The 11,833-nt window shown below is 45.5% G+C and carries 8 protein-coding genes; all 8 read left to right on the top strand.

What is annotated here, in order from left to right; translation table 11 throughout:
• The first annotated feature begins 1 nt into the window (after nt 1).
• The gene (locus C161_RS10675; protein WP_036670209.1) at nt 2-1,801 is read left to right on the top strand and encodes a sensor histidine kinase; all 1,800 of its coding nucleotides are present in this window, start codon (nt 2-4) and stop codon (nt 1,799-1,801) included.
• Nucleotides 1,776-3,389, top strand: a complete 1,614-nt coding sequence (locus C161_RS10680) for a response regulator transcription factor (RefSeq protein ID WP_036670212.1) — start codon at nt 1,776-1,778, stop codon at nt 3,387-3,389. The genes C161_RS10675 and C161_RS10680 overlap by 26 nt, the downstream gene beginning before the upstream one ends.
• Before the next feature lie 180 nt (nt 3,390-3,569).
• Nucleotides 3,570-4,556: an ABC transporter permease gene (locus tag C161_RS10685; protein ID WP_036670214.1), complete on the top strand. Its 987-nt coding sequence runs from the start codon at nt 3,570-3,572 to the stop codon at nt 4,554-4,556.
• Nucleotides 4,557-4,573: 17 nt separating this feature from the next.
• Complete coding sequence (locus C161_RS10690; protein ID WP_017689303.1) at nt 4,574-5,482, top strand: carbohydrate ABC transporter permease; 909 nt, start codon at nt 4,574-4,576, stop codon at nt 5,480-5,482.
• A 133-nt stretch (nt 5,483-5,615) separates the two neighbouring features.
• Nucleotides 5,616-7,145: an ABC transporter substrate-binding protein gene (locus C161_RS10695; RefSeq protein WP_036670216.1), complete on the top strand. Its 1,530-nt coding sequence runs from the start codon at nt 5,616-5,618 to the stop codon at nt 7,143-7,145.
• A gap of 181 nt (nt 7,146-7,326) precedes the next feature.
• A complete protein-coding gene (locus C161_RS10700; RefSeq protein ID WP_036670218.1) occupies nt 7,327-8,025 on the top strand; it encodes a hypothetical protein in 699 nt (232 codons plus the stop codon).
• Nucleotides 8,026-8,323: 298 nt separating this feature from the next.
• On the top strand, nt 8,324-10,078 hold the full coding sequence (locus tag C161_RS10705) for a sensor histidine kinase (RefSeq protein WP_036670219.1): 1,755 nt from the start codon (nt 8,324-8,326) through the stop codon (nt 10,076-10,078).
• A gap of 62 nt (nt 10,079-10,140) precedes the next feature.
• Nucleotides 10,141-11,769: a response regulator gene (locus C161_RS10710; protein ID WP_036670221.1), complete on the top strand. Its 1,629-nt coding sequence runs from the start codon at nt 10,141-10,143 to the stop codon at nt 11,767-11,769.
• Nucleotides 11,770-11,833: the final 64 nt, after the last annotated feature.

The raw sequence follows: 11,833 nt of genomic DNA on the forward strand, positions 1-11,833 counted from the left end.
CATGAGCTTTATCCGTTCACTTCGTTTTAAATTTATAGTGGGTCTTACATTGATCATGCTGCCATTATTCATGCTGCTTTATTACAACAACGTCTACGCCATGAAAGTTGTACGTGACAAAGTATCCCTCACCAATATGAATCATCTCGCCAAGAGTGTGGAGCAGAATGAACGTGTGTTACAGGAGACGAATCGGTATTTATATAGTCTGGGCGAGCGGGACCCGGATATTATCTCTCTGTTTTTTCTGAAATACGGCAGCGGTGATTATATCATTGCAAAGCAACGGATTATGAACAAATTCATGACAGATATCGGTTTTTATAATCTAATCGATTCTTTTTTTCTATATGATGCCGTGAATGATGATCTGCTGCTCGCCACTTCAGGCAATTATGATGTCAAAAAGTCGGTTGTGCAGGAGAGTATGCCAGTCCAGATGCAGCAATTGGAAGGGGATATCCAGAAGCCGGAATGGAGCATCGTGCGTGGCGGGACGTGGAATGCGCTGGTGAAAACGGTGCGAATCAACCAGCAGTTCTATGCAGGTGCACTTGTTGATATGAATGCACTGAATCATACACAACAATTCACTGAATCCGGAGATCGGGGAGGTGCAGTCATTGTTGGAACAGACGGTGGGGCACTATCGGATTCCACATTGAATACTGCACAGATTCAGCTGGCTGCAGCGCATCTTTCCGGCCTGAAGAATCCGTATCAGGTGATCTCTGAAGTTGTGAACAAGGGAGAAGCACGTCAATATTTGATGTTGGGTACTGCCTCGGCCATGTCCCAGATGAATTATATCGTGCTACTGCCTGAGGAAGACATGATGCGTAACCTCCCGTTTTTCCAGCAGATCATTCGTCTGCTTCCCATTGGTGCGGCAGTAATTCTGGTTACTGCACTGATCTTTTTGCGGCATCTGTTATTCCGCCCGATGAATGCGTTAATCCGAGGCATGAGAAGGGTCAGCCGTGGAGATCTCGATGTGAAGCTGGACCCGCCATCTTCGTCGGAGCTTGAATTTATGACACGAAGTTTCAATCAAATGACCAGTGAGATCAGGCATCTGAAGATTGATGTGTATGAGGAACAGTTGCGGACGCGGGAGGCAGAGTTCAAACAACTGCAGATGCAGATCAATCCTCACTTTTACCTGAATTCACTCAATATTATTCATAGTCTGGCTTCCTTGCAAAAACATGAGTTGGTGCAGCAGATGGCTGGTCATCTGGCCGATTATTTTCGATTCAGCCTGCGTGCAGGCAAACGTGTTATTCGTCTGGATGAAGAGCTCGAGCACATTCGTCATTACTTAGAAATTCAAAAGCTGAGGTTTCCAAGCAGATTCGATTTTGAACTGGATGTTGAGCCGAATCTGGGACATTATGTGATTCCGCCATTAACCATTCAGCCTTTTGTGGAGAATGCCATTATTCATGGATTTCAGCGCCGGACACAAGCATTTGTCATTCGGATCGTGGCGCGCCTCGGTGTGAAGTCATCCGGTCAGGTCGATGGGACGGTGCTTCAACTGATGATTGTGGACAATGGTGTCGGATTTGAAGAGGAATTGTTGGGGCGTCTGCAACATGGACAATATGCTGAAGACCCGAGTGGACAGCATATCGGTATATGGAACGTGGCTCATCGGCTTTTAGTGAAGTATGGTGATCAAGCCAGTTTGCAGTTTGGCAATGAGGTGGATCATGGCGCCAAAGTCATCATTGATTTACCCGCTCAGACCGAAGAGGAAGAAGGGGGAGCCTATGCGGAACCTGTTGATCGTGGATGATGAAGTGTATGCATTACAAGCAATGGTGGAAGGGGTCGATTGGCAAGCAGCAGGCATTGACCAGGTATACAGTGCTGGTGATGCCGAAGAGGCAAGAAAGATTTTAAAGGCTAATGCTATTGATATCATGATCTGTGATATCGAGATGCCTGGTGAAACAGGGCTTGACCTGCAAAGCTGGGTGTTAAAACATGATCCAGGTATAATGACCATTTTCCTGACAGGGCATGCTTTATTCGATTATGCTCAGACAGCCATTAAGCTAAACAGCTTTGATTATGTGTTGAAGCCGGCTCCAGCGGATCAATTGATTAAGGTAGTAACCCAGGCGGTGGAGAAGATCAAGGATGGGGAGCAGCGTACCCGTACCAACGAAGTTTATGAGACCGTATACAAACGCTGGAAAACCCATAAACCGCTGCTGACGGAACGCTTCTGGAAAGATGCCATCTCTCAGCGTATCACGTTAACCGAACAACGGTTGCAAGAGCTCGCAGAACTGTATGGTGCCGAGATTGATCCGCATGCTCGTGTGTTACCCATTGTGATATCGGTAGAGGAATGGGTGCGTGATTTTGATTTGCGTGACGAAGAGGTATTGGAATATGCCCTTCGTAATGCAGCCAAAGAGATGCTACTGGGCGACAAGCCCGGTGAGGTGTTTCAGGATCAAAGTGGATTAAATATTGTGCTTGCTTATGAGCAAGATGGCATCATTCCGAGTGCGAGCGAAGTGGCACAACGTTGTCAGGGATATATTCAGGAATGTGGTACGTATTTCTACTGTCGGTTGTCCTGTTATGTTGGTGCCCCGGTTGCTGTGACTGAGCTGCAAGGCATGTTAAATGAACTGATGGATATGGAGCGGCGCAATATTAAGGAGCTTGAAGAAGTATTTGTCTATGATGAGCGGGGAAGAGATCAGGAAGATCGCTTTTTGCCTATTCCATGGTTTTCGGAATTATCTATTCTTTTTGAGACAGGTAAAGTAGGAGATTTGCGAGAACGTGTGGATGAGATTTTTGAGTTGCTTGCTGCCCAAGAGGGTTTATCTCCTGAAATGTTACATCTCTACTATCATGCCATGCTGCATGTGGTCTATCCGCTGCTTCATCAGAAAAACGTGTCAATACGCAGTCTGTATCCGGGTGAACGGGAGCCGGAAGAGAGTATGGTGACAAGGTCGTTGCCGCAGTTGAAACAGTGGACGTCGGATCTGATTGATCGTGTTATCCCGGTGTTGTACCCGGACGATCATAGCCCCATGACCATTGTGGATCAGTTGTGCGTTTATATTGAAACTCATATTGGTGAAGAACTTATGCGAGAGGAACTTGCAGCTTTTGCCGGATTCAATCCCGCTTATCTATCACGTCTGTTTCGGAAAGAGAAGGGGATGTCCCTATCTGAGTTTATTCTGCAGGGCAGAGTAGCCAAAGCGAAGACATTGTTGTCCCAGTCCACCGTCAAAGTGACGGATATCGCTGGCAAGGTGGGGTACTACAATTACTCGCATTTCACCAAAATGTTCAAAAAGTGCACGGGTATAACGCCACAGGAGTTTCGAAAACAGTCACGTACCGTATAGTTCAGGGCGCAGCATGCTGCGTCTTTTGTTTTTTTTGGTACTAAAGTCATAATTTGATAAGTCAACAGGTCACCACAGCAGATAGAGGTCTTACTCGCCCCGCCGTATACTTGAACCACAGGAGCCGCAACGGAGCTTCATCCTGAGGAAGAATTCAAGAGGAGTGAGGGAGAACAAGTTATGAAGACACAACCCCAGGCGGGTAAGGGAGTACGGATATCGGAAATACCGGGAGAAACAGTCCGAAAGCGCAAGTCTGTGTGGCACAATCTTGGCAAATTCAAGGTGCTGTATCTCATGTTCTTGCCAGGTGTCCTGTTTCTACTGGTGAACAACTATATGCCGATGTTCGGCGTTCTGATCGCATTCAAAAATGTAAACTATGCTGATGGTATTTGGGGTAGCCCATGGAGTGGATGGGACAATTTTAAATATTTGTTCTCAACCAGTGATGCATGGGAAATTACCCGAAATACACTCGCGTATAACACGGTGTTCATTGCACTGAATCTCTTAGTAGGTGTCGGGCTTGCTATTCTGCTCAATGAAGTGAAGAACAAGGCAATGTCCAAGTTATATCAATCACTTATGTTATTACCGTATTTCTTGTCCATGATTGTGGTCAGTTATCTGGTACTGGCTTTCCTGGGCAAGGATTCAGGCTTCATGAACTCAACGGTTCTGCAGATGTTCGGCGGTCAGCCGATCGACTGGTATTCAGAGCCGAAGTATTGGCCGTATATTTTGCCACTCGTGAACACATGGAAAAATATTGGATATTATGCCGTCATTTATCTGGCAGCTGTCGTGGGTATCGATGAAGAATATTATGAAGCAGCTGTGCTCGATGGCGCAACCAAATGGCATCAGATACGTTTCATTACCATTCCGTTTCTCGTCCCATTAATCGTCATTATGACGTTATTGCAAATTGGCCGTATATTCTATGCAGACTTCAGTCTGTTCTATCAGGTTCCATTGGAATCGGGAGCGCTGTTCCCTGTAACGAATGTACTGGATACCTACGTATATCGTACGTTCCTTATCGGTGGAGATATCGGGATGTCATCAGCAGCTGGTCTATACCAAGCAATCGTTGGATTTGTGCTGGTTCTTGTATCCAATACCATCGTAAGGCGAATAGATAAAGATAATGCATTATTTTGAGAGGAGGCAAGTCAGCTGTGAAATCACGTGATCCACTAGCCGTATCGAAGCGTTCCGCATCCGTTATTCATGCGATGTTTCTATTCTATGCCATTGCCTGTATCGTGCCGATCCTGCTTGTCTTCGCCATCTCATTTTCGGACGAGACAACAGTAATTGCCAATGGATATAAGCTTATTCCAGAGAAATTCAGCTTGACGGCTTATGAGTTTCTGTTCAGAGATATGGATCAGATCATTCACTCGTATGGTATATCCTTTATCGTTACCGTTGTAGGTACAATTACAAGTGTTGCGCTGACCGCATTGTATGCGTATCCGCTCTCACGGAGAGATCTGCCTTACCGGGGCTGGTTCGCCTTTTTCATCTTCTTCACAATGTTGTTCAATGGGGGGCTGGTACCTTGGTACCTGGTCTATGTCAACGTATTGGATCTGAAAAACTCCCTACTGGCACTCATTATGCCGCTACTGCTATCCCCATTCTTTGTACTGGTCATGCGTACATTCTTCGCGAACTCCATTCCGGTGTCTATTCTGGAATCGGCTCGGATTGATGGTGCGGGAGAATTGAGAACGTTTGCACGTATCGTGCTTCCGCTCTCTCTCCCCGTAATGGCAACCGTCGCGTTGTTCAGTACATTGAATTACTGGAATGACTGGTACCTTAGTATGATTTTTATATCAGATAACCGGACGATCAGCCTTCAGTACCTTATGTACCGGACGCTGCTCGATATTCAATATTTAACAACCAACTCCAACGTCTCTTCACAGATTTCGTCGCAGGGTGGATTGCTGAATCTGCCTAACAAAACTCTGCAAATGGCGATGGCTGTAGTCGGTATTGGTCCAATTGTACTGGCATATCCGTTCTTCCAGCGTTATTTCATCAAAGGTCTTACGGTTGGCGCTGTGAAGGGATAACTCTGAACCGGTTAGCGGAGTGGGCAAGGTAAATGAAGATGGACTGAAAGGGCATATACAGAAGTAGTTATCGGTTTAATTGTGAATTGGGGAATTCGGTTGTATGGTTCAACACATGACAGGAGGGGTTCAATTGGTTAGATCATTAAAGGTATGGTCACGCATGATGGCAACGGTTATGGCGCTGAGCCTGGTGCTGGCTGCTTGCTCATCAGACAAGGGTGGAACAACAACACCTGGCGCAGAAGGCGGAGGAGCAAGTGAAGGTGGGGGCAAACCCTATGAAGTGACACTGTTCTACCCAGGGACACCACAGAAGGATGTCGCTCTGGTGGAAGCCGAGATTAACAAAAAGATGGAACCAAAGATCGGGGCCACGCTTAAGATCAATGCGATTGACTGGGGACAGTGGGATAACAAGCTGAATCTCATGATTTCTTCAGGTGAAAAATCAGACATTATCTTCACAGCAGCTTGGCAGAACTACACGGTGAATGTAGCTAAAGGCGCATTCTTACCCTTGAATGATCTGCTTGATGCACATGGCCAGGATATTAAGAAAAACCTGGACCCTGCCTTTCTGGAAGGTTCCCAGGTGGACGGCGTGAATTACGGCGTTCCTACGAATAAGGAACTTGCTGCCACACGTGGTGTGTTGGTACGTAAAGATCTGGCTGACAAGTATAAGCTGGACCTGACAGCTGTAAAAACTTGGGCTGATCTGGAGCCACTGCTCAAAACAATCAAGGAAAACGAGCCAGCCATCACACCATTCTATATGTCCAATACCAACGGTAACGGGCTGTTAGAGAATCTGGATTGGGATTATCTCGGTGATGCTTCCGTACCTGGAGTCATCTCCAAAACAGCAGGCGGAACAACGGTGCTGAATGAAGTGGAGACCCCAGAATTCAAAGAAGCAGCTGAACTCGCTCGCAAGTGGTATCAAGCGGGATATATCAACAGTGATGCTGCTACTTCTAATGTGTTCCCGAAAGACCAGGCGAAGGCTGGAAAAGCGTTTCTCTGGACAGATGGCATGAAGCCAGGCAAGGATAAAGAAGAAGAAGGGTATGTGGGTTTCCCACTCACTCAGATTGAGATGACACAGCCAACAATCACGACGGGTGATGCGTCTGGAGCGATGCTTGCAATCTCCCGTTCTTCCGAGCAACCGGAGAAAGCGATGCAGGTCATTAACCTGCTGCATTCCGACAAGGAAATTAACAACTTGTTAAACTTCGGAATTGAAGGTACACATTATGTGAAAAAAGACGGACAGGATAATATCATTGCTCTCCCTGATGGCGTAGATGCCAACAGTCGTACCTACAATCCAGGTGCACAATGGCAACTGGGTAACCAATTCCTGAACTTCCTCTGGGATAATGAAGATCCACAGAAATGGGAGAAGTTCAAAGAGTTTAACGCCAAAGGTGTGAAGTCGCCAGCACTGGGCTTTACATTCAACAGCCAATCTGTCAAAAATGAAATTGCTGCGGTCAACAACGTGAACAAACAGTTCAAGCCGGGTATGACATCGGGCGCAGTTGATCCAAATGAGATGATTCCGAAATATCTGGAGAAATTGAAAGCAGCGGGAATCGATAAAATTATTGCAGCCAAACAGGAACAACTCGATGCATTCTTGGCTAAGCAATAAATGATCGTCAGCCATGACAGAGAGACCTGTGTTATTACAAGCTCTTGTCAGCGGTGAAAATGGAGGACGTTTTCGGTGAACAACCGAAGACGTTCTTTTTATTGTTTTTTTTTGATTTGGATTGTTAATCATAAATAGGAAAAATATGATATAATAAGGTGGTTGATTAGGGGGTGTTCGTGTGTCGAGAACCAGACTTGTGTTCTCAGGGGCGTTATTGCTATTTGCTATTATCTTTACATGTAACCATCATCTTGGTTTTTCTGTTGGAGATACCATGCTGTCAGCAATAGGTATATCACCGTATACTACATCTTACTTGAGTGGAGTTCATATCACACTTTTCCTCGGATTGGGGATATTCGCGTGTGGATTTTACCTTACTCGCAAAGAAATCGGGAAATCATTCCCCGCTCTTGCAAAAGGGTTATGGATCGTAGTTATCGCTATCGTTCTCAGTTATTCGTACATGACGGATAAAATCATGTATGTAGCCAAGTGGGGAGCTTCAGGCATTAATGCGGTATCCTATGTACAGAATGCAAGTTCTTGTACCTTTAACGTGCTGAAAACGGGTGAGACCCGAGCAACCTGTGATCTGACACTCAAAAATTACGGCAGAGATTCCGTATCCGCCGTGTTATTGCCTGATCTCGCACGTAGTTATAAGTTAAAGGACGATCCCCTATTGGAAGCCTTGCAGTCTGTCCAATTAAGGCCCGTACATGTTGAGATTGAACGCCATGGAACGTTTACAGGTAAGTTGGAGTTTTACGGGAAAGCGGAATCCCCTCTGTTCGTCAATGGGAAACTTATGGATATTGTGCTGGATGTAGGCGTGGATGGAGCGAATACGGTATTTGATTATGATATTCCATAGTGATATTTTCATAGAAAAAAAGAATAATTACATAAACAGAATTGGAATAAAGTTTGAGTTGAATAGAACGATTAAAGATATATACTGAAATTAGATAGAGAGCTGGCTAATCGCTGGCTCTTTTTGTGCGTGGAAGTTGCATTTAGTGCAGAAATATTGGTTTTATCTCCTTTCCCCTTGAATTGGTAACGCTTACGCTAGATAATGAATCGGTTTGTCTCAAAAAAATTGTTTGTCTTTAGCGCTTACATCATTACAATTAATGTCACGACAAATTAAGACAAGGTGAGATGAAAAGATGTCATATCGGACAAACCTGTTTTCCAAAATGGTCATTCTTATTCTGATTATGCTGATTCCTGTAGTGCTTTTGTACTGGTACTCCAATCACAAAACAACAGCTGTTCTCAGAGATGAGTTGAATCGATCGAATAGTAACCAGCTTGAATTTTTCCAAAATCAAGTGAACACACACATCGAACTGTTATCCTCATGGCCTAATCTGCTCATACATGATCCTGATATTGGCAGCTTCCGGCGAATCTATGCGGACAGTAACTACTTTGATCTGGATGCGATCAACCTGGTCAAACGTATTCAGAATAAGCTGAGTATTCAGGAAAGCTCATCCAATTGGGCCACGAAATTATATCTGTATTCTCCTTCGCTGGGCAGGGTGGTTTCCGAAAGGGACGCACGTTCTTACGATAAAGAAGCACTAAGGGAAAATATCATTTCCGGCTGGGATGTACGCAAGATTCAGGACGGGGAAGATGATCGGTTCATGTTTAGCTGGATTACGGTATCCCCTTACGGCATTAAAGACCCGGCTAATAATGCAGAAACGATTATTAAACTGGAGTTTGATAGTGACAACATCCGGGATATGCTCGACAAATTCAAAGACGATGGCAGGCATGACCCCTTCTATTTCCGTGAAGAATCGGGTGTTATCTATAACCGGACTTCAGATCGTTCATTAACGAATCAGTTGATGGAAGAACTGTCCATCCATAAACTTCAGGACGTTGATAATCGTACAGTAGTGATCGGGAACGAGCCATATATGGTCAACACTGTGAAATCCAGTACAACAGGCTGGTATTTGGTGGACTATATGCCGCTATCAGATATTCTGAAGCCCATTCACCAATCCAATATGCTGTTCTATTCTTCCATGATTTGTTTGTTGCTGATGAGTTTTGGTGTGGCGTACTTGTTCTATGTACAGGTGCAGGTGCCAGTGAAACAACTCATTCGTGGGTTCCAGCGATTGAAGCAGGAGGATTATTCCGTGAGGATTAAGCCAAAGGGCCGCAATGAATTCAGTTTCCTGTCCGAACGTTTCAACTTGATGGTGGAGCAGATCCAGCAGTTATTTGAACACGTTTACCTGGAACAGATTCATGTACGTGAAGCTCGGTTGAAGCAGCTGCAATCGCAGATTAACCCGCACTTTTTCTATAATTGTTTCTCCTTCATTACAAGTATGGCGAAACTCAAGCGTATGGACGCTGTTGTAGCGATGTCGCATAATCTATCGCGCTATTATCGGTATACGACAAGACAGGAGCGGGACGTGGTACCGTTGACAGAAGAGATTGAATTTGTCAGCTGTTATCTGGAGATCCAACGGATGCGTATGGACCGCATTCATTACAAGATTGATCTGTCTGATGAGATGTTAAGACAGGAGGTACCGCCACTCATCGTGCAACCCCTAGTGGAGAATGCGGTAATTCACGGTATCGAAGCGGACGCGGAGGCCGGAGAAATAAGAGTATCCGGGGAAAAACAGGGTGGTGTCATGGTTCTTGTCGTTGAAGATGATGGGCAAGGCATGACGCAGGAGGCACGTGAGGCGCTTCTGAATAAGCTCAGGGGAACGATGGATCAGGAGATGGGCTGTGGCCTGTGGAATGTGAATCAGAGACTCCAGCTTCGATATGGGGAGCAGGCAGGGCTGGGTGTAACGGAATCGGAACTTGGTGGATTACGCGTAACGCTGTCATGGCCTGCCGAACAGGAGTTTCTTCTGGAGAATGAAGGATAAGCACTTGGAATGTGTAGCGATGGAATCCATTTGCAGAATGAACGAAATAGGGAGTGAATCACTTGATTGATATATTACTGGTAGATGATGAGACTTACGTAACAGAAAGTCTGGAACTTACGATCCCCTGGGGAGAGCTTGGAGTAACGACCGTGCTGCGTGCCGCATCCGGTAAGGAAGCGTTGGAGATTATGGAGGAAAATGCAGTAGATATCGTGGTTACCGATATTCGCATGCCTGGCATGTCAGGACTGGATCTCATTGCAGAGGTAAGCAAGCGCTGGTCTCATATCCGCTGTATTTTACTAACGGGTCACAGTGATTTTGATTATGCTAAAAAAGCCATTCAATTGCAGGCAGCAGATTATATCCTGAAACCCGTAAACGATGATGAGTTTATGGGATCGGTGTCGGCAGCCATCACGTCTCTTCGCGATGAGTGGGATGAATTCGATAAATATCACCGGCTGTTATACAGTCGGAAGTCTGACTATAAAATTTTGCGGGAAAATCTCATGCATGATCTGCTGCTGGGGCGTGAGATCACGGCGCGGGCACTTCGGGAACAACTGCAACAATATGAGATTCATATCGATCCGGAACAATCGGCTGTGATGATGCTGATTCGTCTTACAGGACGCTTCTCATCGATGGACCAGCAGTCTCTGGATCTGATGGATTTTGCGGTAGGTAATATTGCAGAGGAAGTACTTGGAGAGCAATTTAACGTGTGGTTTGGTCGCGGACCCCATGAGTGTCTGGTTATGTTCTTGCAGAATCAAGATCAGATCGGAGCTCCGCAGATGGACTTGGAGACGTTGAGAATCTCAGCTGAAACTTTCCGTGAGCATGTCATTCGATATTTACAGGGAGATCTGTCCATGGTAGTTACACCGTCATTTCCCTTTAATGAGTTGACTGCAGCTTATCGAAAAAGTCTGGGTTCGCTTGTCCTTTCAGGACCGGAAGAACACAAAATTATATATATGGACATGGATCAGGCACTCAGCAAAAGACCGGAGAATGATGCAACGCAGGCGCTCGAAGAGCTGTACAAACCGCCTGTACTTCCGCAATTGCTTGAGACCAAGCAATGGGAAGCGGCAGCCCGTAAGCTGAACACGGTCTTTGACGCGGCAGAACAGGTACGATTGTCCAGAGAACATGTGTATGAGATGTATCTGTCGGTAACTAATGCATTTATGTATATCGCCCATAAACAGGGGCATCTGGTGCATGAGATTGATCATGCGGGATTCGATCTGCTCCTTGCTCATCAGTTGATTCAATCCCCCGAGAAGCTGCGGCGTTGGGCTACCGAGATGCTGGCGAAGCTTCAGGAAGAGTTGTCCGATCAGGAAGGTGTGCAGAGCCGCAGGCATGTAATCAAGCAGGTTCAGGAGCTGGTGACAAGAGATACAGGACAGGATCTGTCGGTGAAGATGATTGCGGACAAGGTATATTTACACCCTGTATATCTATCGAAAATTTACAAGGCAGAGACTGGGGAAGGTCTTGGGGACTACATGATTCGTATGCGCATGGAACGTGCTCTATATCTGCTTAAGAATAGCAACAAAAAAATATACGAGATTACGAGTGAACTTGGCTATCAAAATCCGCAATATTTCAGCAAAATGTTCAAAAAACATTATGGTATGACACCAAATGAATTTCGGGATCAGGCATAATTTCAACAACATTCCAGAATATAGGTTGGCAAAGGTGCAGAAATCTTGATTTCGTATCATAGGC

Origin of the sequence: Paenibacillus sp. FSL R5-192 (assembly GCF_000517845.1) — a bacterium.
GTDB lineage: Bacteria > Bacillota > Bacilli > Paenibacillales > Paenibacillaceae > Paenibacillus > Paenibacillus amylolyticus.

Bases quoted from the DNA above. Each gene is read 5' to 3' on its own strand.
- C161_RS10675 (WP_036670209.1), top strand. From the start codon at position 2: ATGAGCTTTATCCGTTCACTTCGTTTTAAATTTATAGTGGGTCTTACA.
- C161_RS10680 (WP_036670212.1), top strand. From the start codon at position 1,776: ATGCGGAACCTGTTGATCGTGGATGATGAAGTGTATGCATTACAAGCA.
- C161_RS10685 (WP_036670214.1), top strand. From the start codon at position 3,570: ATGAAGACACAACCCCAGGCGGGTAAGGGAGTACGGATATCGGAAATA.
- C161_RS10705 (WP_036670219.1), top strand. From the start codon at position 8,324: ATGTCATATCGGACAAACCTGTTTTCCAAAATGGTCATTCTTATTCTG.